The sequence below is a fragment of the Rhizobium sp. KNZ2-6A genome (genome assembly GCF_056755475.1).
This window is the reverse complement of record NZ_JBNDIC010000013.1, coordinates 116,175-137,257: the sequence shown is the minus strand read 5'-3', so window position 1 is coordinate 137,257 and position 21,083 is coordinate 116,175. Positions and strand designations below refer to the sequence as shown.

The window sequence follows — 21,083 nt, the reverse complement described above, 5'->3', positions numbered from 1 at the left end:
ACAGAACTATGCCAGATCGACGCGCATCAGAATATCGCGACCATAATTGCCGAAGCCGCGACCGAAAATATTGACGCCGCCCGTGTTGCGTGCGTCATCGGCAATGCCGATCCGCAACCGGATCGAGGAATGCTGGCTGATGGCGAGATCGTCGATGGTCACATCGGACGCGGCGACGCCATCGATGAACGTGCCCTTCTTCGAGATTCGCCAGGTCTTGAGCTTACCATACTGAGAGCCTTCCAGCTTCCACCAGCCTGGCGTAAACGCCCCGCGCTTGTCGCCGTAGTCACCGGGAGACGTCCATGTGCCGGCAGCGACGCCATTGATCCAGACGGTGATGTCGGACGGCCAGTCCGGATTGGTGCCCGGCACTTCCGACGACAGCTCCATCGAGAATTCGATGGCATTGACGTTCCGGTTCAAGATCTTGGCATTGTTCGGGAATTTATATTCGACATGGCCGCGGCCGAACCATAAAAGACCGGCCTGCATGCGCTGTGGATCGAGGAAATAGTCGGGAACGTCGAGGAGGCCGATCACGCCTTCGGTCGAACATAGGCCACACGGCGCATGCGTCTCGCAGCTCGTATAGAGGCCAATCGGCATGGCGACCTCGATCACGTCCTCGTCGTGCTTGAAGGCCTGATCCTCGAAACTCAGCAGGATTTCGTCGTAAAGCGCCGTGCAGATCTTCTGATAGCCCTTGCGCGCTTTCGCAGCCTTGGTCTCGACAAGACCAGCTTCTTCGAGAATCATGATCGCCGTTGCGACGGTGGATTGCGGCAGATCGAGTTCCCGGGCGATTTCGTTGACGTTCATCGAACCTTTGGCGCAGAGCAGTTTCAGCATCTCGACGCGGGCCGGCGCCGAAAGTGCCCTGAAGACTGCGGCGTTCTCGCCCGCATAAATTGTCAGAAAGCCGCGTTGCATCGAATCCCGAATACCCCAATCAATGGATATCATTTATATCAGGATTTTTGATTTCACAAGAGATATCGGCATTTGGCGCCTTCCATGCGATCAGGAAGACGCCATCAGGTCATTTCCGCCATGCAACTCCTGGCGTTAGGAGCGGCGCCGGCACCTCGGATACCGGCGGTATCATTTGCACGTTTCTATGCGTTTCAACGCGGCCGTGATGCCTGACAATGAGTAGGAATAGCTCGTGGCGGTGCCGCGTTTGGACGTTGCCTGCAGTTCTAATTGCGCGCCGCCCTTCATAACGCCGATCATGGAAGGCTCCTGGGTCTCATCCCTCACCCAACCGTGCCGGTCTTTCGTGAACATCGGAAAGGTCTTGTCGCCAACCGCAGCGGTCATTTGCGCGCCGTCTTTCAGATCATAGCCCATCGCAGCTTCGGGAACCAATTTGTCGCCAGGAGACAGGCGCGAGACGATGAAGAAGTTGTCGCCATGATCGACACTGGCGGGTTGCTGCGCCACTGGTCTCGACAGCACATAGCAACTGACGCTATCGCCGGATTTATAAGAATATGCGCCCCAATGATCGAATTGATCGATACGGACGGGCACTTCCGCATGCGCAATACCGGCGCCGAATGCGACGAAGACCAGAGCGGGGGCGAATTTTCTAGCAAACATAGTTTCCTGCCATTTCTTGTTTCAAGGACGTTGAAAGCGAGAGAAGCACTCACACGCGCGGCAGTTTCGGTGCGGTGCGTTATCCGATTGTTAATGTCTTCGTTAAAGTTTGTTCATGTTAGGTGACGCGCTGGAAAGCATGGCGAAGGAAAACCCCACCGTATCGAGCATCACTATTTCGGATGCCACCGCGCCAAGATTTTCTGCTATTCCGCACCGAAACGGAGATAACCACATATAGAAAGAGCGAGCGGAGACAGAAAGCTGTCAAGGTGTCGCCAGTTTCCTGCGGCCACCGCCGACATTGACAATCAGTTCACAGATCGCACTGTTTCATCCAGCACAGTCCATGCGCATATAGCCGTTTGAATCCGCGGCTTTTGCAAGCCATGACAGGAAGACACGGGCAACGGGCGCCTCAGATGCATTCCGTTTGTATCGGCGTCGGCATTCATGGCATGAATCGAGCCGGGCAAACCGGAGATAGTAGGATAGTATCATGAAGAAGATCGGTTTCCTTTCATTCGGCCATTGGACGCCATCACCCCAATCGCAGACACGGTCGGCAGGCGACACGCTCCTGCAATCGATCGATCTCGCCGTCGCGGCCGAGCAGTTGGGGGCAGACGGCGCCTATTTCCGCGTACACCATTTCGCGCGTCAGCTTGCCTCGCCGTTCCCGCTCCTGGCAGCCGTCGGCGCCAAGACCAGCCGTATCGAAATCGGCACGGCTGTTATCGACATGCGCTACGAGAACCCGTTTTATATGGCGGAGGATGCGGGTGCTGCCGATCTCATCGCCGGCGGCCGGCTGCAGCTCGGCATCAGCCGCGGCTCCCCGGAACAGGTGATCGATGGATGGCGCCACTTCGGCTACACGCCGATGGATGGCGAAAGCGACGCCGATATGGGACGCAGGCACACGGAAGCGCTGCTCGATGTTCTGCGTGGTGAGGGATTTGCACAGCCCAATCCACGCCCGATGTTCCCCAATCCTCCCGGCCTCCTGCGCCTCGAGCCGTATTCGGAAGGTCTGCGCGAGCGGATCTGGTGGGGTGCAGGCTCCAATGCCACGGCCGTATGGGCGGCGAAACTCGGCATGAACCTGCAGAGCTCGACGCTCAAGGACGACGAAAGCGGGCTGCCGTTCCACGTCCAGCAGGCCGATCAGATCAAGCTATACCGCGAGGCCTGGAAAGAGGCAGGACACCAGCGTGAGCCACGGGTCTCGGTGAGCCGCAGCATCTTCGCTCTGGTGAACGATCTCGACCGTGCCTATTTCGGCAGCAGCGGCAAGGACGCCGACAAGATCGGCTTCATCGACGAGAAGACGCGCGCCATCTTCGGACGCAGCTATGCGGCCGAGCCCGATGTGCTCATCGAGGAATTGGCGAAGGATGAGGCAATCGCGGCAGCCGATACCCTGCTCCTGACCGTGCCCAACCAGCTCGGCGTCGAATACAACGCCCATGTCATCGAATCGATTCTGACCCATGTCGCTCCGGCGTTGGGATGGCGATAAGGCAATTCCTGGCGTCAACGATGGCGCCCGGATTGCATAAACCGGCCTTCACTGCCCGCGAAATTCGACTTTCGCGGGCAGTGCTTTCAAACATTCTCCGCCGAAAGGCGGATACTTTGCAGATCAGGCTATGGCATCTTGGCGTTGCAAGACATGCAATGCTGCCAGCACCAGCAATGCCATGAGCGTGGCAAAGCCGACCAATGGCCATGCGCTATCGCCGCCCAATGCGGTCACCGCCAGCGTTCCGACGATGCTGACGATCAGGCTCTGGATGCAGAAGTAGAAGGCCACCGCCGATCCGGCGATATCGCCGAATTCCGCAAGCGCTCCGTTCGCCGTCACCGATGCCGTGAAGACGATCCCAACTGCCATGATCCACATCGGCAACACGAAGCTTGTGAAGGACGGAGAGCCGTAGACCTGACCGAGCGCCAGACCAGCCGCGCCGACGAGAAGCAACGCCATGCCGCGCGCGACACAGCCTGCAACGCCCCACCGCTCGACGAATAATCCGGCAAAGCGCGCCGCTGCGATCATCACGACCGCGACCGTCGCGAATGCCATACTGAAGCCGAGTTCCGAATAGCCTGCCCGGCCGATCAGCACGCGTGGCGCCGTCGAGAAGAACACGAAGAACGTGCCCATGCCCGCACTGAAGGCCAGCGTGTAGGTCCAGAACGGCAGGCTTTTGAAGATCGGCCAGATGGAACGGCGCGGCCCGCTCGAACCCGTAGGCCGCGTTTCATGCCACCTTGCTATGGCGTTGACGGTGGCAGCCAGGGCCAGAAGCGCCAGCACCATGAAAATGGCACGCCATCCGAAGCGATCGGCGATCATCGCGCCTGCTATCGGGCCGAGTGCGGGCACGAAGGACAGTATCGAGCCGAACGCGGCATAGATGATCGCCTGTTCCGGCCGATTACCATAGACATCCCGGGCGGTTGCAAAGGTCGCAACCAATGCCGCCGAGGCGCCTATGGCCTGCAGCAGCCGACAGAGAACGAAGGCCGCCGCCGTCGATGAGCCAGCCGCTCCGAGGGAGGCTGCGGCGAACAGGACCGCCCCGCCCAGCAGCACGGGACGGCGCCCCACGCGATCCGAAAGCGGACCGAACAGGACCTGCCCGAGACCAAGCATGATCATATAGAGGCTCAGCGTGAGCTGAATAACCGAAGGCGTCGTGTTCAGAATGCCGGGCATCGCTGGAACGACGGGAAGATAGATGTCCATCGCCAGCGAGGCGAGAATGTCGAAAGGCGCCATCAGCAGCAGCGCCGCCGGCAGCGAGGAGGCCCAGGATGGGCGTATGTCAGACATGAGAAAATTCCGCTCGAAAGAGAAATCGGGCGGCGTCTGCCACTGGGGTCCAGTTGGAATGAGTTCGACAGCACGCCGCAACAACAAGAAGCTGTTGCGGCTTATTTATCTGCTGACTTTAGCGTCCCCATGCCAATTGCTCCGTGGCGAGATAGGTGATGATGACCCACCCCTAGCAGATGCCATCAATTCGAGCAACGATGTTGCAAGGTGGATGTAGCCGCAACCTATGAATGAAGATTCGACAATCACGCCGCATGCCCTAACTGCTTGCGCAGTCGCCGAAGGCTGCAGGGAAATGGCCGAGAACGCAGGTCGGCACTCTTGCCTGTGTCCTATCCCGGCATCTCCTCGATTTCCGCCAGCAGCCACTGGCGAAACACTTTCATCGATGCCGTTTCCGCCCGCGATTTCAATCGCGTCAGCCAGTAGCTGCCGGTCATTGCCGTAATCTGGAACGGCTGCATGATGCGCCCGGCCTCGATGTCATGGGAAAACATGGCAACGGGCACGAGCGCGACGCCGGCGCCGCGCGCGGCGGCCTCCACCAGCGTCAGCGAGGAATCGAACATCCAGCCGCGAAGATGCGGCAGCGGCAGGCCCGCAGCCCTGCACCAGAGCGACCATTCGTCGATCCGGTAGGATCGCAACAGCTCGACCTCGGCAAGGTCGGCCGGTGTGCGCAACCGCTCACCGATATCGGGCCTGCAGACCGGGGACAGCGGCGCATCCATCAGATGGATCGCCTCGGTTCCGTGCCAGGCGCCGTCGCCGAAGCGCAGGAAGAAATCGAGCCCATCGAGCACCATGTCGGCGCGATTGTTGTTGGTCTTCAGACGCAGATCGACATGTGGATGCTGCGCCTTGAAGCTGGCAAGACGCGGCAAAAGCCAGCCGATGGCAAAGGTGCCGACGACACCGATCGTCAGGATCTCGGCAAAATTTCCCTCCTCCAGCTGGCTGAGCGTGGCGCTCATGCGGCGGAAGGCGTCCGTCAGCACCGGCAGCAGTGCGTGTCCCTCATCGGTCAGCGCGAGGCCGCGTGGCAGGCGCTTGAACAGGGTCACTCCCAGCACATCCTCCAGCGCCTTGACCTGATGGCTGATGGCCGTCTGCGTTACGCGGAGTTCCAGGCCCGCCCGCGTGAAGCTGCAGTGCCGCGCCGAGGCTTCGAATACGCGCAGCGCATTCAACGGCAGCTGTGAGATATCCATTTGTGTCCTAAGGCCAACTTTTTCTCATGTCTAAGCGCAGAATTGATCGTTTGTCTAGGGCACGATGCAGCGCCATAGTCCGCTTCGCAAAGTGATTTGCAGGGTTCCAATGACGTCCACGGGGCCTGAGACGAGCCTCTTTGCTCAACATCAATCGAAGTGGAAACAAGATGACGATCTTATTGTCACGCCGGCAAAGCCTTGCCGGCGGTTTGCTTGCGCTGCCTGTTCTGGCAGGACTAAGTGCGGTTGGACGCACTGCAGACGATCATTCGGGTGAAGCACAGCTTGCCGCGCTCGAGAGCAAGCATCGGGGCCGCATTTGCGTCAGCATTCTCGATATGGCGAGCGGCAAGCGCATCGAACACCGCGCCGGCGAGCCCATTCTGATGTGCAGCACCTTCAAGGCGCTCGCGGCCGCCCTGGTGCTTGCCCGCGTCGACAAAGGCGAGGAAAAGCTCGACCGGCGCATTCGTTACTCGGAAGGTGACATCATCGGCGGCTCGCCAGCAACCAAGTTGCACGTAGGCGACGGCATGACGGTAGCAGAACTCTGCGCTGCGGCCGTCACATTCAGCGACAATGCGGCAGCCAATCTCCTGCTTGCGAGCTTTGGCGGCCCCAAGGCGCTAACCGCCTTCTGCCGAAGCCTCGGCGACGAGGTGACCCGTCTCGATCGCATAGAGCCCGCATTGAATTACCACGACACGCCGGACGACCAGCGCGACACGACGACGGCCGCAGCCATGCTGGAAAACCTGCGGCGGCTTCTGTTCACCGACGTGTTAACGGCCGCCTCGCGATCGCAACTGGCTGCCTGGCTGATCACCAACAAGACAGGTGACACCAGGCTGCGCGCCGGCGTCCCGAAGGATTGGCTGGTGGGCGACAAGACGGGGACGAATGGCGACAAAGCCGGCAATGCCAATGATATTGCAGTGCTGTGGCCAGCGAACCGCGCACCCATCATCGTGACGGCCTATTGCGAGATACCGTCGATCGCGGTGGACGAACGCAACGCAATTATCGCCGAAATCGGTCGCATCGCTGCAGCGATCTGAGATCGCCCTTCATTCATCAGTATGAGGATATCATCTTGAATATACGTGCCATTTCGCTGCCGAAGCTCGGAATAATTACCTTCTGCCTCCTCTATGGCGCTGGCGTCCATGCCGAAGACATTGACCAAGCTCGTCTGGAGCGGGCCGTCAATGAGACCGTCCGTCCGCTCATGAAGGAAAACGATGTGCCGGGCATGGCAATTGCCGTCACCGTCAAAGGCAAGCGCTACGTCTTCAACTACGGCGTCGCCTCGAAGGAGAGCGGCCAGAAGGTGACGAACGATACGATCTTCGAGCTCGGCTCCATCAGCAAGACCTTTGCGGCGACGCTTGCCTCCTACGCCGAAGTCAGCGGGAAGCTGTCTTTCTCCGACAAGGCGACGAAATACATGCCGGAGCTGGCAGGCACGGCCTTTGACAAGATCAGCCTTCTCGATCTCGGCACATATGCGGCCGGCGGCCTGCCGCTGCAATTTCCCGACAGTGTCAGCAATGAGGGAATGGTTGCCTATTATCGCAACTGGCATCCGTCCTTTGCGCCCGGCACGTACCGGCAATATTCCAATCCGAGCATCGGCCTGTTCGGCTATCTGGCCGCGCGCGCCATGGGCCAGCCGTTCGATACGCTGATGCAGGACAAGATCATCGCCGGCTTTGGGCTCAAGCATACCTATGTTCACGTTCCAGCCGCCGAGATGGGTAACTATGCCTATGGCTATTCGAAAAAGAGCAAGCCGGTCCGCGTCGGACCCGGCGTTCTCGACACGCCCGCCTATGGCATCAAGACCACGGCGTCCGATATGCTTGCCGTTCTCGAGGCCAATATGGATGGCTCGAAGCTCGACGGAACATTTCAGCGGGCAGTCGAGGCGACGCATGCCGGCTATTACACCGTCGGCAACATGACGCAGGGGCTTGGCTGGGAAATCTATGCCTATCCGACCACACTTGCCCGGTTGCTCGCCGGAAACGCGTCCGACATGGCGCACGATCCGCACAAGGTCACCCGTCTCGATCCGCCGCAGCCGCCGCGCAAGGATTTGCTCATCAACAAGACGGGCTCGACGAACGGCTTTGGCGCCTATGCGGCCTTTATTCCCGCTCGCCAGGTCGGCATCGTGCTCTTGGCAAACAGGAACTTTCCGATCCCGGCCCGTATTTCCGCGGCCTACAAGATCCTGATCGCGGTCGAAGATCTGTCGGGATCGAACGCGGCACGATAGAACTGGCTTAAGGATTAGTCTGCTTCGACAAATGGCCGGCCCTCGGAAAGCATCGAGGCCGGCCTGGTATTTTATCGGTTGCCAGCAGACCGTCGCAAGACGGCATCTGCCTTGGAGGCTTCCGCTCCGTTGAAGAATTCCTGCAGGAGACGGGTAATGCGCTCTGGCGATGTACCCTTTGCATATTCTTCCTGCATCCGGCGTCTAACCAACATTTCTAAGACTGACATGTCTTTCACCTCATATATCCGGCGCAAGGAAAATGTCGCTCTCAACGGCGTGGGAGGCAAGTTACAGTTTTTTCATGATTTTATCGGCTCCCCGGCAAAGCGCCTACCTTCCGCTACTGCTCCCTGGCCGACGGCAGGTTTGACCGAAGCGTGATCGATCTGCCACTTGCCAAATGTCGGCGCATCGTAGAATTGAAAGCGGCCAACCGGTCGGTTGTTTGCGCTTCCTTAACTTCCGTGCTTTAGCGGGCCACACCCCGACCTTTGGATGATGTCGCCTGCAAGGAATGAATAATGCCCATAAAGAAAAGCTCTGCCACTGACGTTTTCCAGCGCAAGATTTCGGATTTTTGCGATATGCGGCTCAAGCCGCTGCTTCAGCCGCGTAGCTTCGAGAATATCAAAGGCTTCATGATCGGCCTGATCGTTTTCCAGTCGCGCCCTCCCCTTCGGGCAGGACGTGTCGACTTCCAGGAAATTGCCTCGCTCTGCGGTATGGACGAGGAAATGAGCCCCGAACTGAAGCGCGCGGCCCAACCCGGCTTCGACGCCATTCTTCGCTGGCTTGGCGCGGCCAAAACCAGCACGGCACGTAAGTCGCCCGTCGCCGCGAAGCGCCCTCTGCGGGTTCCCGCCAAGCCTATTTCCGCTCAGCCCCTGCGTCGTCTGGCTTCCTAGAACGAACTACGTACCGGTCACCTATGGCCGGTACGTCCTTATGTGCCTCGGCAGAGCGCAAAACCATCAAATACCAGTCTGATCGGCAAAGCCCGCTGCTAGGGCACAGCGCTACCCTCGTCCGCGACCGGTTTCGGTTGCGACGCGACGACCGATCGACGCTTCGGGATGTCGCCGAAGAGGCCGCCCGGGCGCACCAGCAGGATGATGCAGAGCATGACGCCGATCGCGACGATCTGAAGCGAGGCCGCACGAGCCTGCTGCTCCGGCGAAAAGAGGATGCTCGTCAGCGCTCCCGATCCAGCCCATATTCCCCAGACGAGGATGCTGCCGATGACCGCCCCCTTGTTGCTGCCCGAACCACCGACGATCAGCATCACCCAGACCTGGAAGGTCAGGGTCGGAACATAATTGTCGGGCGCGATGAAGCCGATGAAATGCGCCTGCATTGCACCGGCAAGCCCCATGACGGCACCGCCGACGGCAAAGGCCTGAACACGATAGAAGCGAGCGCTCTTGCCAAGCGAAATGGCGGCGCGCTCGTCCTCGCGCAGCGCCTTCAGAACGCGGCCCCAGGGGCTTTTCGCCAGATGCTCGAGCGCGAGATAGACGATCAGCATCATGACGACGGCAACGCCGAGATTGGCGAGATTGAAGAGCAGCGGCGTTTCGGCAAGGCTGGAGAATGGACGGGGAATGAAGCCGACGCCGAAGGGACCGCCGGTCAGCCTCTGCGCATTCAGCGCCACAAGCTGGACGACGACGGCGACGCCGAAGGTGGTGATCGCCAGATAATCGGATTTCAACCGAAGCGTCGCAATGCCGATGATGGCAGCGGCAAGACCGGCCACCACCATGGCGCCGAGCCAGCCGATAACAATCGGCAGATCGAACCCGCCGAACCGCCCGGCGGTGTCCGGCGTCGTCAACAGCGCCGACGTGTAGGCGCCGATGGCGACGAAGCCGGCGAGGCCGACATTGAAGAGACCGGTCAGGCCCCATTGCAGGTTCAGGCCAAGCGTGATGAAGGAAAAGATCAGCGCCGTGGTCAGGAAGAAGGCGCCGTAGCCGATAATATCCATCATCGCTCTCTCACTCCGAAAAGGCCGATCGGCCGGATGAACAGCACTGCCATCAGGATGATGAAGGAGATGGCGGCGCGCCATTCCGCTCCGATCAACTGAACCGCGGCCGCCTCGGCAAGACCGATGATCAACCCGCCGAGAACCGCCCCCGGCACGCTGCCGATACCGCCGAGAATGGCGGCGGCAAACATCGGCAGCAGCATGTCGAAGCCCATCAGAGGGCGGATCTGCACGAGAATACCGATCATGACGCCGGCGACACAGGCCAAGCCGCCGCCGATCAACCAGGTAACGCGCACGACCTTGGCGACATCGATGCCGACCACACGAGCGAGCGCCGGGTTCTGGCTGAGCGCCTGCATGGACCTGCCCGTCTGCGTCCTCGTCATCAGCATATGCACACCGAAGACTAGCAGCGCCGTGACGATCAGAAGCACGATCTGATCGGGCGTAATGCGAATGCCGAAACCGACGGGCATGGCGATCTGGATGGCGCGACTGAAATAGGTGGGGCGCGACGAGAAGAGGAATTCGAGCAGGCTGCGCAGAGCCATGGAAGCGCCGAAGCTTGCCATGACGACGATGATCGACTGGCCCTTGGCCCGCAGCCGGGCAAACAGCACCTTATCGAGCGCGAGGGCAAGAAGGCCGGTAAAGCCCATGGCGACGATCACCGCGACGATCAGCGGCCAGCCGAAGGACAGCGGGCCGATGGGGGCGACCTTGCCGAAGATTGCGCCGATGGCGCTGACGACGGCGAGCGTCGCATAGGTGCCCCAAGCCATGAAATCGCCATGGGCGAAGTTCGAAAAGCGCAGGATCGAATAGGTCAACGTCACGCCGATGGCGCCAAGCCCGATCATCGAGCCCGTCAGCAATCCGTCGACGATGAATTGCAGGTTCATGCCGCACCTCCTGTTTTGGGAACAGCCGGGCGCTGGCCGAGGTAGAGTTCGGCAACGACAGGGTCGTTCCAAAGCTCCGAAGCAACCCCTTCATGCCTGTCCTTGCCTTCGACGAGAACATAGGCGCGGTCGCCGATGGCAAGGGCCGCCTTGGCATTTTGCTCGACCAGGAGAATGGTGACGCCTGATTTGCGGATTTCGGTCAGCATGTCGAAAACCATCGAGACGAATTTCGGCGAGAGACCCGCTGAAGGCTCATCGAGCACGAGAAGCTTCGGATGAACGATGAGGGCACGCGCAACGGCCAGCATCTGCCGCTGCCCTCCGGAGAGATTGCCCGCCGCAATGCGGCGGTGGCGGGCGAGATCCGGAAAGGTCGCATACATTTCCTCGATACGCTCGGGCACTTCCTTTGGCTTCAGAACGCCGCCCGCGACCTTCAGATTGTCTTCGACGGACATCAGCGGGAAGACATTCTCCGTCTGCGGCACGAAGGCGAGGCCAAGCCGCACCATGCTGTGCGCCGGCGCGCCGGTGATATCCCTGCCGGCCAGCCGCACCGTGCCGCTTTCAACCGGAACGAGGCCGGCAATCGCCTTGATGAAGCTCGATTTGCCGGCGCCATTGGGGCCGAGCACGACGACGATCTCCTTTTCCGCCACCTCGATCGAAGCGCCGCGAACGATCGGCACGCCCGGCTCGTAACCGGCAACGAGATTGCGAACACTCAAGACGGGTTCGCTCATGCCGCGCCTCCCAGATAGGCTTCGATGACGCGCGGATCGCGGGCAACTTCTTCCGGCGTGCCCTCGCAAAGAAGCTGGCCGCCGGCCATGACGAGCACACGATGGCACAGGCGCGTGACCATATCGATGTTGTGCTCGATCAGGAGAAAGGTGACACCGCGCTGATTGATATCTCGGATACGGTCGATGATCGTCTCCAGAAGAGTTGCGTTGACGCCGGCTGCGGGCTCGTCGAGGAGGATGAGCGCCGGATCTGCCATCATGACGCGGGCAAGCTCCAGAAGCTTGCGCTGGCCGCCTGACAATACGCGTGCCGGTTCGCGGGCCAGGTGCGTCAGGTGAACCAGATCGAGCAGTTCCATCGCCTTGGCATGGGTGGCCTTCTCCTGCTCGGCCACCTTCCACGGACGCAGGAAATTCGACAGTAGACGCTCGCCCGCCTGATCCTGGGCCGCCAGCATGACATTGTCGAGAAGCGTCAGATTGGAGAACGGCCGTGGAATCTGGAAGGTCCGGCCAAGGCCGCGACCGATCCGGCGATGGGCCGCCTCGCCCTCCACCGCAGCCCCATTCAAGACGATCTCGCCGCTGCTCGGCGCGACACTGCCGGCCAGAAGGTCGAACATAGTCGTCTTGCCGGCGCCGTTCGGGCCGATCAAGCCGAGGATCTCGCCCTGGCGCACGTGGAAGGAAACGTCGTTGACGGCGATGACGCCGCCGAAACGCCGCACCACGTTCCTTGCCGTCAGAACGGGCCGGGCTTCCTCCCCATGCCGTTCAGTTGTCGTACTCATGAGATCCCTCTGGCCGGAAAGCGATCATTGCCGCTCCCTGATTATTTGATTTGTGATCACACTTGCGTTGATCACGCTAATCAGCTTTAATCCTCTTCGCAAGCCGAAAAAGGGATTTCGAATGCAAAAGGCCACCGCCGAAAAGAGCGATCCGATTGCCGCACAGCTTGCGCCCGTGGGCCGGGAAACGGTTCAGGACCGGGTCTATCTGGAGCTGCGCCGCGCGCTGATCGGCGGGCTGTTCGAGCCGAGTCAGGTGCTGACAATCCGCGGTCTTGCCGACGCGCTGATGACCAGCACCATGCCGGTGCGCGAGGCTCTCGGCCGCCTGATCACGGAAAAAGCGCTGGAAGCTCTCCCCAATCGATCCGTTCGCGTGCCGCCGATCACACTGGAGCGCATGGACGATCTCCTGCGCGCCCGCATCCTCATCGAGGGCGAGGCGATCGCACTTGCAGCGACCCGCATGACGCCGCGGCAGATTACGACCATCGAGAGCATGCTCGGTGAATGGGACGAGATGCGCGCGCTGAAGCACAAGAAGGATGTCGACCGCGAGGTGACGCTGAACCAGGCCTTTCATTTCGAGATCTATCGCGCCTGCGGCTCCGCCGTCCTGATCCCGATGATCGAGAGCCTTTGGCTGCAATCCGGCCCCTGTATCCGCGTCGCCATCTATGCCTTCTCGGACGCCGGCGAGGTCGATACGGCCCATTATCACCGCACGATCGTCAAGGCGATCGCCGCGAAGAATGCAAAGGAAGCCCGCGATGCGCTGGTCGCGGACATCAGCCGGCCGTTCACCTTCCTGCGCAGCAAACTGGAAGCCGAAGCCAAAAAGGGCCAATCCGTATGAGCCAACGCGCCATCAAGATCTCCGAACCCCGCTCCGGTCTCAGTCTCTTGGCACCTCTGCTGGAAGCCAAGGCGCCCGATAATGCCGCCTTTCTCTGGAACTATCTCAGCGAAACGCGCGTGGTCGGTGGCATTCACGCCATGTGGACCGGCCCGGAAATCTCATGCCCGATCCCGCCGGCGCATTTGAAGGGTGCTTCCTATGCGATCGCCCTGCCCGCCGAGAACGCAACGCTGACGCCGCAGCCCGGCGATATCGTGCTGAGCTACGTGCCGCCGCGCATGTGGGGCGGCAATCCAGACGCGATCTTCGATATCGGCCTGTTCTATGGACCCGGCGCCCGCTTGCTCTTCCCGATCGGCTGGCTTGCCGGCAGCGTCGTCGCACAGGTGCGCCCCGAGGAGCGCGAGCATTTCGCTGCCGCCTGCGGTGTCATCCGCCGCAACGGCGCCTGCGACGTCACCTTCGAACGCGCGGAGATCTGAGATGACGGCAGCAAGCGACGACAGTTTCGAGCTCTTCGACCTTAGAGTTGAAGCGGTCATTCCAGAGGGCAAGCCGATCTATTGCGGCGCCAAGCCGGGCGACTATTTCGAACTCAAGGGCGAGATGCTGTCCCTGCCTGCGGGGAAAGGCTTTTCGATCTACTCCATTTCAGCCGTCCTACCACTGCTGGCGGCCAAGCAGCGACCAACCCACAAGAATGACTGGATGACCTCGGACGCGGAAATCGCCTGCCCCGACCCGAACTGCGCGAGCCGGCTGCGCATCGTCAGGACGGGCAAGCGGCGGTTCAGCCATGCCGAAACGACGGCTGTGCCGTTGCCTGAAGGAGAATGAACCGCATGACCGCCAAGACTTTTGAGCTCAGCCCCGGATACAGGATCTCCCGCGTCATCCGCGGCGGCTGGCAGCTTGCCGGAGGACATGGTGCCATCGATCGCGCCCAGGCCGTGACCGACCTGATCGCCGCATTCGACGTCGGCATTCGCACCTATGACTGCGCCGACATCTATACGGGCGTCGAGGAGCTGATTGGCGAAGCGCGCGAACGACTTCGCAACGAGCACGGAACCGAGGCCGCAAGTGCGATGAAGGTGCACACGAAGCTGGTGCCCGATCTGGAAAAGCTCGCAAGCATCAGCCGCGACTATATTCGCGGCATCGTCGACAAGTCGCTGCGCAAACTGAAGACCGAACAGCTTGATCTGGTACAGTTTCACTGGTGGGACTACTCCCTGCCCGGCTATCTCGAAGCCCTGAGCTGGCTGGACGAGATGCGCCGCGAAGGCAAGGTGCGCAATGTCGGCACGACCAATTTCGATACGCCTCATATTGCCGAGATTCTGAAAGCCGGCATTCCACTCGTCAGCCAGCAATTGCAATATTCCGTTCTCGATCAGCGACCGTCGCACAGCCTCGCCGAGCTGGCGGCGAAGAATGACGTGAAATTCCTCTGCTACGGTTCGGTAGCCGGCGGCTTCCTGAGCGACAAATGGCTGGGACAACCGGAACCGGAAATGCCGCTCGAGAACCGCTCTCTCGTCAAATACAAGCTGATCATCGATGACTTTGGCGGCTGGGAGCTGTTCCAGTCGCTGCTCGGCACGCTGAAGGCCATCGGCGACCACCATGGCGTCGACATCGCCACGATCGCCAGTGCCTGGGTGCTGGAGCAGCCGCAAGTGGCTGCCGTCATCGTCGGTGCCCGCAATCAGGCGCATGCGCTCGCCAATGCCAAGATCATGGATATCGCCCTTTCGGACGACGACCGCCGGCAGATCGCGAGCATTATCGCCCAAAGCCATGGCCTTGAAGGCGATGTCTATACGCTGGAGCGTGACCGCACCGGCAGGCACGGCTCGATCATGCATTACAACCTCAATGCGGGGAAGGTATGAGCCAGCAATCGCCCCTCTTTCAGAAGGCCAGCGCCGAGGTTATTGATTTCCATCGCTTCTTCGAAGCCTGGTATGACGCCGCAACCGCCGACAAGACCGATTTCGGCCGCTGCGAGCGCACCTTCGGCCAGGCTTTTCACATGATCCCGCCGACCGGCCGCGTCTTCGACCGCACTGAGACCATCGAGCTGATCCGGGCAACCGGGCGACGTTTCAGGGCAATTTCACCATCGAGATTTCGGATATCCGCGCGAGCTACGAAACTACGGATACTATCGTCCTGACGTATGTCGAAGCGCAGACGCGGGCGGGCAAATATAGCCGGCGTCAGGCGAGTGCCCTTTTCACTGCAAGTTCATCGGCACCCAACGGCGTCGAATGGCAGCATCTGCATGAAACCTGGTTGCAGATGTCGGAGACCTGACAGGTTCTAAAAAACAGAAATGAAAATCGTTGACCGAACAAGGGGAACAAAGATGAAGAAGACGATATTTCAAATCACCACGGCTCTGGCCCTTCTAACTGCAGCGGGCGCCGCCAATGCCGCGGACTGCAAGGTAACGGTCGGCCTCGTGATGGAACTGACCGGACCCGCCGGCGAATACGGCCAGGCGGGCGCCAAGTCCGTCGAGATGGCCTTCCGCGATATCAACGCCGCCGGCGGCGCCCATGGCTGCGATTTGGTGACGGATACGCGCGACAGCCAAAGCCAGGGCAATGTCGCCGTCGACGCCGCGACCCAGCTCGTGCAGGTCAAGAAGGTACCGGCCATCATTGGCGGCATCATTTCTTCGGTGACGATCCCGATCCTGACCTCGGTCGCCGCGCCGGCCAAGATCGTGCAGGTATCGCCGGCCGCCTCTTCGCCGACACTGACGGCGCTTGGCCGGGACGGCAAGACCAACGGTATCTTCTTCCGCACCATCACATCGGATTCGCTCCAAGGTATCGCCGCTGCCAAATACGCAATCGACAAGGGCTTCAAGAAGCTCGCGATCATCCACGTCAACAATGATTTCGGCGTCAACATGGTCGCCGAGTTCTCGAAGGCCTATAAGGCGCTCGGCGGCACGATCGTTTCGACGACGCCCTACAATGAAAAGCAGTCAAGCTATGCTTCCGAAGTCACCGCCGGCATGGGCGGCGATCCGGATGGCCTCTATCTCGCCAGCACGCCGGTCGACGGTGCGACGATTGCCCGTACATGGATCTCGCAAGGCGGCCCGCAGAAGTTCCTGCTCAATGACGGCATGAATAGCCCGGACTTTATCGATTCCGTCGGTGCCGACTATCTGAAGGATGCCTATGGCACCTCCTCGGGCACGACACCGACGCCATCGACCGACTATTTCAACAAGAACTACAAGGATTTTTCGGGCATCGAGCCGACCAACCCGGCCGCTGACCGAGCCTATGATGCCGGCGCGATCGTCGGTCTCGCGCTGGCTATCGCCGGCGACGACACGTCCAAACTGAAGGATGCGATCTATAAGGTCGTCGATCCCAAGGGCACGCCGATCTATGCCGGCAAGGAAGAGTTCGCCAAGGCCCTTGGCCTGATCAAGGACGGCAAGCCGATCCGCTATGAAGGCGTCATCGGCCCGGTTTCCTTCGATCAGTATGGCGACATCACCGGCCCCTTCCGTCTCTGGAAGATTGCCGACGGCAAGGTCACGACCGATGGCGAACTGAAGATGGAAGACGTCTCGGCTCTCAAGGACAAGATCAAGTAAGCCGTTTTTCTGCAGACGGCGAGGCGCATCGACCGGTGTGCCTCGCGCGAAACCATCCTGGCGCAATCCCTTCGGCGGTTCACCTGTCGTGATAGCCATCTGGCATAGGTATTGAGAGATCGTCCGCTGATGCCCAGCCCTGTTGCTCGCCCCACCAATCCGACGTTGTGGACGCTGACGGCTGGCCCCGCCCCCGAACTTTCCGGCGACGTGCCCGCTCGCTCAGACGTCGTCGTGGTCGGCGGCGGCTTCACCGGCCTGACCGCAGCGCTTCACCTAGCTCGCGCCGGCCGCTCCGTTGTCGTCCTCGAAGCCGCGCGATTGGGCGGCGGAGCGAGCGGCATGAATGCCGGCTTCGTCGTCCCGAACTTCGCCAAGGCTGATCCGGCAACCGTCCGTCAGAAGCTACCCCGCGAGAAGGCGGATGCCCTGTTGTCGCTCGTCGGCTCCGGTGCCGACGAGGTCTTTGCGATCATCGCGGCAGAGAAGATTTCCTGCGACGCCGCGCAGACCGGCTGGTTGCAGCCCGCCCATGGCGACGACATGGCCGCGATCCTGCGCCAACGGGCAAAGGATTGGACGGAGCTCGGCCGTCCCGTCGAGTTTCTCGACGCACGCGCCATCCAGAGCGAAACGAGCGTGAATATCTATACCGGAGGATTGATCGATCACTCCGGCGGCACCATTCATCCGCTGAACTATCTCTACGGGCTTGCAGGCGCGGTCATGCGGCGCGGCGGCACGATCCACGAAAACAGCACGGTCGAGCGCGTCGAACGACATGGCGGTGGCTGGCGCGTCAGTCTCGCGGGCCACGAAATCGAAACGGATGTCGTCCTCCTTGCCACCAACGCCTTCACCGATGGCGTAGCCTCACGCATGGGACGAACCGGCGTGCCGCTCAAGGTCTATCAGGTAGCAACGAAACCGATCGATGCCGAGACCGTCGCTCGGATCGCCCCCCATCGGAGGCCCGTCGGCGATACGCGCTCCAATCTTTTCACCTATCGGCTCGATCGCGACAACAGGCTGATCAGCGGCGGCATGGCGATCAATCCGATCGGCGCCTTCGAGCGCGTCGGCCACGCCGTTGTCAACCGGCTCGTATCCGAACTCCGCCTGCCGCGCCATCCCGGCGTGGAGATCGTCTGGACCGGAACGGCGATCATGACACCGGATTTCCTGCCGCGCCTTTACCGTTTCGGCGACGGCTTCTTCGGAGGGATCGGCTGCAACGGCCGCGGCATCGCCATGACGGCGCAGCTCGGCCGGACGCTGGCGAGACTGGCGCACGGCGAAGCCGCCGAATCCCTGCCGATCCCGCTGCAATCCGGCCGCCCCCTGCCATTCCACGGTTTTACGCCCGTTGTCGCTTCGCTTGCCCTGGCGCATGCCCGCTTTGAAGACTGGCGCACCGGGCGTCGTTAGCTGGATGAGAACATCGATGCTTATCAATACCAATAACGTTTCAGGCAGCAATTGACCATCAATTCTATAGAGAAAGGAATGAAGACGCGACCGCATCCGTAAAAACGAAATGGCTTTTCTCGAACCCCCGCTTTGAATGCGGCATCGTGGCGCCGAATGAAATCGGAGCCTGCCCATGAACGCGCAATTGCACCATATCAACGCCAAGCATCCCGAGGCGGCCTTGCTGGAGACCGAGCAACAGGCGCTGGCCGTCGCGCAGGAGCTGGCCCAACGTTTTGCCGCCACTGCCTCGGAACGTGACAGCGAGAGGTTGCTCCCCTTTGCGGAAATGGACGCACTGGCACTATCCGGCCTGTTGGCAATTACCGTTCCCGAGGAGTATGGCGGCCTTGATGTCTCGAACGCCACGCTGGCCGAGATCACCGCGATCCTGGCAGAAGCCGATGGCTCGATCGGGCAGATACCGCAGAACCATTTCTACATCCTCGAAGCCCTGCGCATCGACGGCTCTGAAGATCAGAAGCGCTATTTCTTCGGCCGCGCATTGGCGGGCGACCGCTTCGGCAACGCCCTCTCCGAGCGCGGCACGAAAACGGTCGGGCATTATGAGACCCGTATCACCCGCGATGGTCCGGGCTATCGCATCAACGGCCGCAAGTTCTATTCGACCGGTGTTCTCTTTGCCGATTGGGTCACCGTCTTCGCATTGGACGAAGCCGACAAGCTGGTCATGGCTTTCGTGCCGAAGGGCACGGAAGGCATCGAAATCATCGATGATTGGGATGGCTTCGGGCAGCGCACGACAGGCAGCGGCACTACGGTCCTCAACAATGTCTATGTCAATGCCGACCATGTCGTCCTTCATCACAAGGGTTTCGAGCGGCCGACGACGATCGGCTCGGTCGGCCAGATCATCCATGCCGGCGTCGATCTCGGCATTGCCCGGGCCGCCTTCGCCGAAACGCTAGATTTCGTGAAGACGAGATCGCGCCCCTGGACGGATAGCGGCGTCGAGCGCGCGAGCGACGATCCGCTGACGATTGCCAAGATCGGGCAGATCGCCATCCGGCTGGAAGCCGCAACCGCGACCGTCGAGCGTGCCGGCCGCAAGGTCGATGCCGCCCAGGTCGAGACAACAGAAAAGAGGGTGGTCGAGGCGACACTCGCGGTGGCGGCCGCTAAGGTGCTGACAACGGAAATCGCTATCGAAGCGACCAACACGCTGTTTGAGCTCGCCGGCACGGCCTCGGTCAAGCTGGATCTCAATCTCGATCGCCACTGGCGCAATGCCCGCACGCATACGCTTCATGACCCCGTCCGCTGGAAATATCACGTCGTCGGCAATTATCACCTCAACGACGTCATCCCGCCGAAGAATGGCGCGCTTTAACGGATAGACGAAAGCCTCGTCGCCCGCGACGGGGCTTTCACATAATCAAAGGCACAGATCCAAGCGCCACGCTGAAGCCAATTAGTGCCGATCCATATTGGTTTCCATAGGCTGACCGGCTGACATCGCGAGACTTTCCAGACCGGTTGCAACGACCGATACCCTGAATACGCCGTCAAGGGTCTTGTCGAAGATTGCACCGACGACGATATCGGCATCCGCAAAGACTTCGTCGCGGATGCGGCTGGCGGCCTCATCGACCTCGAACAGCGTCATGTCCGTTCCGCCGGAAATGGAGATCAGCACGCCCCGTGCGCCCTTCATGCTCATATCGTCCAGAAGCGGATTGGAGACTGCGGCATCTGCCGCTTTCAACGCGCGGCCCGGTCCTGAGGCTTCGCCCGTACCCATCATCGCACGCCCCATTCCCCGCATTACCGATTTGACATCGGCGAAGTCGAGGTTGATGAGACCTTCCTTGATGATCAGATCCGTGATGCAGCTGACGCCCGCATACAGGACCCGGTCCGCGGTCACAAAGGCATTTGCGAAGGTGGTCGTGGCATCCGCAATGCGAAACAGGTTCTGATTGGGAATGACGATGACAGTATCAGCACTTTCGCGGAGCCGCTCTATGCCCTCGTCGGCCGTGCGCATGCGCCGGTTGCCTTCGAACGTAAAGGGCTTGGTGACGACGCCGACCGTGAGGATGCCCGCCTGCCGCGCGACCTGAGCGATGATCGGGGCAGCGCCCGTGCCAGTGCCGCCACCCATTCCAGCCGTGACGAAACACATGTGCGTGCCCTGGAGGTGGTCCATGATCTCATCGATGGATTCCTCAGCGGCGGCTCGTCCGATTTCCGGCAGGGAGCCTGCGCCGAGACCTTCCGTCACCTGTGCGCCCAGTTGAATGCGCCTGGTCGCTGTCGACGTCGCAAGCGCCTGTGCATCCGTGTTTGCCGCGATAAATTCGACGCCCTGAAGTTGTTGCGCGATCATATTGTTGATCGCGTTGCCGCCGCCACCGCCGACACCGACGACGGAAATCTTCGGTATCACCCCGGAAAGTGGTGTGCGGATGTCAGCCATGAAGGACTCCATTGGATCAGTTTCATTCTCAATCGCGATCGCCTGCCCTTGTGGAAACGGGCGTTGGAGCGATTCGCGAGCGAGGAGATCCTAGTGAGGAACATGTGCGCATTGCGGCACGTGCCGGCGGCCCTCCACAGAATAATGAGTTGAGCACGGGATTTGTGGGCCGGATAATAAAGCGTGAAGCGCCCAGCATTGCGCGAAAACCACAGCCGGGAGCGCGCGCTTAAAGCTGCCAAGTGTTCCAACCTGTGTCAACGCCACACTAGATACCAATAGCGTTGACCGATCTTGAGT

The 21,083-nt window shown here is 60.7% G+C and carries 21 protein-coding genes; 12 read left to right on the top strand and 9 right to left on the bottom strand.

The window, feature by feature from the left end; all coding sequences use genetic code 11:
- Positions 1-6: 6 nt before the first annotated feature.
- The gene (locus ACPYOP_RS11950; RefSeq protein ID WP_481410600.1) at positions 7-933 is read right to left on the bottom strand and encodes an ArsR/SmtB family transcription factor; all 927 of its coding nucleotides are present in this window, start codon (positions 931-933) and stop codon (positions 7-9) included.
- Positions 934-1,104: 171 nt separating this feature from the next.
- Positions 1,105-1,605: an invasion associated locus B family protein gene (locus tag ACPYOP_RS11945; RefSeq protein ID WP_481410599.1), complete on the bottom strand. Its 501-nt coding sequence runs from the start codon at positions 1,603-1,605 to the stop codon at positions 1,105-1,107.
- Between the two features lie 499 nt (positions 1,606-2,104).
- On the opposite strand from ACPYOP_RS11945, the gene ACPYOP_RS11940 reads away from it, so the two are divergent.
- Positions 2,105-3,127 carry an LLM class flavin-dependent oxidoreductase gene (locus tag ACPYOP_RS11940; protein ID WP_481410598.1) on the top strand — a complete coding sequence of 341 codons (1,023 nt, stop codon included), beginning with the start codon at positions 2,105-2,107 and terminating at the stop codon, positions 3,125-3,127.
- Positions 3,128-3,250: 123 nt separating this feature from the next.
- Here the strand turns inward: ACPYOP_RS11940 and cml are convergent, their stop codons facing one another.
- Together cml and ACPYOP_RS11930 are read right to left on the bottom strand one after the other, a co-directional pair.
- A complete protein-coding gene (cml, locus tag ACPYOP_RS11935) occupies positions 3,251-4,447 on the bottom strand; it encodes a CmlA/FloR family chloramphenicol efflux MFS transporter (RefSeq protein ID WP_481410597.1) in 1,197 nt (398 codons plus the stop codon).
- 335 nt (positions 4,448-4,782) lie between these two features.
- Entirely contained in the window at positions 4,783-5,661 is an 879-nt protein-coding gene (locus ACPYOP_RS11930; RefSeq protein ID WP_481410596.1) for a LysR family transcriptional regulator, read from the bottom strand.
- A gap of 170 nt (positions 5,662-5,831) precedes the next feature.
- Between ACPYOP_RS11930 and bla the strand changes: the two genes are divergently transcribed.
- The 3 genes from bla (at position 5,832) to ACPYOP_RS11915 (ending at position 8,853) form a co-directional block, all read left to right on the top strand.
- Complete coding sequence (gene bla / locus ACPYOP_RS11925) at positions 5,832-6,722, top strand: class A beta-lactamase (protein ID WP_481410595.1); 891 nt, start codon at positions 5,832-5,834, stop codon at positions 6,720-6,722.
- 71 nt (positions 6,723-6,793) lie between these two features.
- Entirely contained in the window at positions 6,794-7,945 is a 1,152-nt protein-coding gene (ampC, locus tag ACPYOP_RS11920) for a class C beta-lactamase (protein WP_481410607.1), read from the top strand.
- Positions 7,946-8,469: 524 nt separating this feature from the next.
- Positions 8,470-8,853 carry a hypothetical protein gene (locus tag ACPYOP_RS11915; protein ID WP_481410594.1) on the top strand — a complete coding sequence of 128 codons (384 nt, stop codon included), beginning with the start codon at positions 8,470-8,472 and terminating at the stop codon, positions 8,851-8,853.
- Between the two features lie 98 nt (positions 8,854-8,951).
- Here ACPYOP_RS11915 and ACPYOP_RS11910 read toward each other — a convergent pair whose 3' ends face one another.
- From ACPYOP_RS11910 to ACPYOP_RS11895, 4 genes are read right to left on the bottom strand one after another with little or no spacing between them, the layout of a single operon-like run.
- Positions 8,952-9,938 carry a branched-chain amino acid ABC transporter permease gene (locus ACPYOP_RS11910; protein WP_481410593.1) on the bottom strand — a complete coding sequence of 329 codons (987 nt, stop codon included), beginning with the start codon at positions 9,936-9,938 and terminating at the stop codon, positions 8,952-8,954.
- Positions 9,935-10,843, bottom strand: coding sequence for a branched-chain amino acid ABC transporter permease (locus ACPYOP_RS11905; protein WP_481410592.1), 909 nt, complete (start codon positions 10,841-10,843; stop codon positions 9,935-9,937). The genes ACPYOP_RS11910 and ACPYOP_RS11905 overlap by 4 nt, the downstream gene beginning before the upstream one ends.
- A complete protein-coding gene (locus ACPYOP_RS11900; protein ID WP_481410591.1) occupies positions 10,840-11,589 on the bottom strand; it encodes an ABC transporter ATP-binding protein in 750 nt (249 codons plus the stop codon). The genes ACPYOP_RS11905 and ACPYOP_RS11900 overlap by 4 nt, the downstream gene beginning before the upstream one ends.
- The gene (locus ACPYOP_RS11895) at positions 11,586-12,383 is read right to left on the bottom strand and encodes an ABC transporter ATP-binding protein (protein WP_481410590.1); all 798 of its coding nucleotides are present in this window, start codon (positions 12,381-12,383) and stop codon (positions 11,586-11,588) included. Before ACPYOP_RS11895 ends, ACPYOP_RS11900 begins: the two co-directional genes overlap by 4 nt.
- 121 nt (positions 12,384-12,504) lie before the next feature.
- On the opposite strand from ACPYOP_RS11895, the gene ACPYOP_RS11890 reads away from it, so the two are divergent.
- The 8 genes from ACPYOP_RS11890 (at position 12,505) to ACPYOP_RS11855 (ending at position 19,694) form a co-directional block, all read left to right on the top strand.
- Complete coding sequence (locus tag ACPYOP_RS11890; protein WP_481410589.1) at positions 12,505-13,239, top strand: GntR family transcriptional regulator; 735 nt, start codon at positions 12,505-12,507, stop codon at positions 13,237-13,239.
- Entirely contained in the window at positions 13,236-13,724 is a 489-nt protein-coding gene (locus ACPYOP_RS11885; protein ID WP_481410588.1) for a DUF3830 family protein, read from the top strand. Before ACPYOP_RS11890 ends, ACPYOP_RS11885 begins: the two co-directional genes overlap by 4 nt.
- 1 nt (position 13,725) lies before the next feature.
- The gene (locus ACPYOP_RS11880; RefSeq protein WP_481410587.1) at positions 13,726-14,079 is read left to right on the top strand and encodes a TIGR04076 family protein; all 354 of its coding nucleotides are present in this window, start codon (positions 13,726-13,728) and stop codon (positions 14,077-14,079) included.
- Positions 14,080-14,084: 5 nt separating this feature from the next.
- Complete coding sequence (locus ACPYOP_RS11875) at positions 14,085-15,140, top strand: aldo/keto reductase (protein WP_481410586.1); 1,056 nt, start codon at positions 14,085-14,087, stop codon at positions 15,138-15,140.
- The gene (locus ACPYOP_RS11870) at positions 15,137-15,424 is read left to right on the top strand and encodes a hypothetical protein (RefSeq protein ID WP_481410585.1); all 288 of its coding nucleotides are present in this window, start codon (positions 15,137-15,139) and stop codon (positions 15,422-15,424) included. The genes ACPYOP_RS11875 and ACPYOP_RS11870 overlap by 4 nt, the downstream gene beginning before the upstream one ends.
- Positions 15,425-15,616: 192 nt before the next feature.
- Positions 15,617-16,873 carry an ABC transporter substrate-binding protein gene (locus ACPYOP_RS11865; protein WP_481410584.1) on the top strand — a complete coding sequence of 419 codons (1,257 nt, stop codon included), beginning with the start codon at positions 15,617-15,619 and terminating at the stop codon, positions 16,871-16,873.
- A gap of 129 nt (positions 16,874-17,002) precedes the next feature.
- Positions 17,003-18,301, top strand: coding sequence for an NAD(P)/FAD-dependent oxidoreductase (locus tag ACPYOP_RS11860; protein ID WP_481410583.1), 1,299 nt, complete (start codon positions 17,003-17,005; stop codon positions 18,299-18,301).
- A 175-nt stretch (positions 18,302-18,476) separates the two neighbouring features.
- Positions 18,477-19,694 carry an SfnB family sulfur acquisition oxidoreductase gene (locus tag ACPYOP_RS11855; RefSeq protein ID WP_481410582.1) on the top strand — a complete coding sequence of 406 codons (1,218 nt, stop codon included), beginning with the start codon at positions 18,477-18,479 and terminating at the stop codon, positions 19,692-19,694.
- Positions 19,695-19,775: 81 nt separating this feature from the next.
- Here ACPYOP_RS11855 and ftsZ read toward each other — a convergent pair whose 3' ends face one another.
- Positions 19,776-20,783 (bottom strand): cell division protein FtsZ, encoded by a 1,008-nt coding sequence (ftsZ, locus tag ACPYOP_RS11850; RefSeq protein ID WP_481410581.1) that lies wholly within the window; start codon positions 20,781-20,783, stop codon positions 19,776-19,778.
- Positions 20,784-21,083: the final 300 nt, after the last annotated feature.

Coding starts and splice junctions, on each gene's coding strand:
- ACPYOP_RS11950 (WP_481410600.1), bottom strand. CDS start 933: ATGCAACGCGGCTTTCTGACAATTTATGCGGGCGAGAACGCCGCAGTC.
- ACPYOP_RS11945 (WP_481410599.1), bottom strand. CDS start 1,605: ATGTTTGCTAGAAAATTCGCCCCCGCTCTGGTCTTCGTCGCATTCGGC.
- ACPYOP_RS11940 (WP_481410598.1), top strand. CDS start 2,105: ATGAAGAAGATCGGTTTCCTTTCATTCGGCCATTGGACGCCATCACCC.
- cml (WP_481410597.1), bottom strand. CDS start 4,447: ATGTCTGACATACGCCCATCCTGGGCCTCCTCGCTGCCGGCGGCGCTG.
- ACPYOP_RS11930 (WP_481410596.1), bottom strand. CDS start 5,661: ATGGATATCTCACAGCTGCCGTTGAATGCGCTGCGCGTATTCGAAGCC.
- bla (WP_481410595.1), top strand. CDS start 5,832: ATGACGATCTTATTGTCACGCCGGCAAAGCCTTGCCGGCGGTTTGCTT.
- ACPYOP_RS11915 (WP_481410594.1), top strand. CDS start 8,470: ATGCCCATAAAGAAAAGCTCTGCCACTGACGTTTTCCAGCGCAAGATT.
- ACPYOP_RS11910 (WP_481410593.1), bottom strand. CDS start 9,938: ATGATGGATATTATCGGCTACGGCGCCTTCTTCCTGACCACGGCGCTG.
- ACPYOP_RS11905 (WP_481410592.1), bottom strand. CDS start 10,843: ATGAACCTGCAATTCATCGTCGACGGATTGCTGACGGGCTCGATGATC.
- ACPYOP_RS11900 (WP_481410591.1), bottom strand. CDS start 11,589: ATGAGCGAACCCGTCTTGAGTGTTCGCAATCTCGTTGCCGGTTACGAG.
- ACPYOP_RS11895 (WP_481410590.1), bottom strand. CDS start 12,383: ATGAGTACGACAACTGAACGGCATGGGGAGGAAGCCCGGCCCGTTCTG.
- ACPYOP_RS11890 (WP_481410589.1), top strand. CDS start 12,505: ATGCAAAAGGCCACCGCCGAAAAGAGCGATCCGATTGCCGCACAGCTT.
- ACPYOP_RS11885 (WP_481410588.1), top strand. CDS start 13,236: ATGAGCCAACGCGCCATCAAGATCTCCGAACCCCGCTCCGGTCTCAGT.
- ACPYOP_RS11880 (WP_481410587.1), top strand. CDS start 13,726: ATGACGGCAGCAAGCGACGACAGTTTCGAGCTCTTCGACCTTAGAGTT.
- ACPYOP_RS11875 (WP_481410586.1), top strand. CDS start 14,085: ATGACCGCCAAGACTTTTGAGCTCAGCCCCGGATACAGGATCTCCCGC.
- ACPYOP_RS11870 (WP_481410585.1), top strand. CDS start 15,137: ATGAGCCAGCAATCGCCCCTCTTTCAGAAGGCCAGCGCCGAGGTTATT.
- ACPYOP_RS11865 (WP_481410584.1), top strand. CDS start 15,617: ATGAAGAAGACGATATTTCAAATCACCACGGCTCTGGCCCTTCTAACT.
- ACPYOP_RS11860 (WP_481410583.1), top strand. CDS start 17,003: ATGCCCAGCCCTGTTGCTCGCCCCACCAATCCGACGTTGTGGACGCTG.
- ACPYOP_RS11855 (WP_481410582.1), top strand. CDS start 18,477: ATGAACGCGCAATTGCACCATATCAACGCCAAGCATCCCGAGGCGGCC.
- ftsZ (WP_481410581.1), bottom strand. CDS start 20,783: ATGGCTGACATCCGCACACCACTTTCCGGGGTGATACCGAAGATTTCC.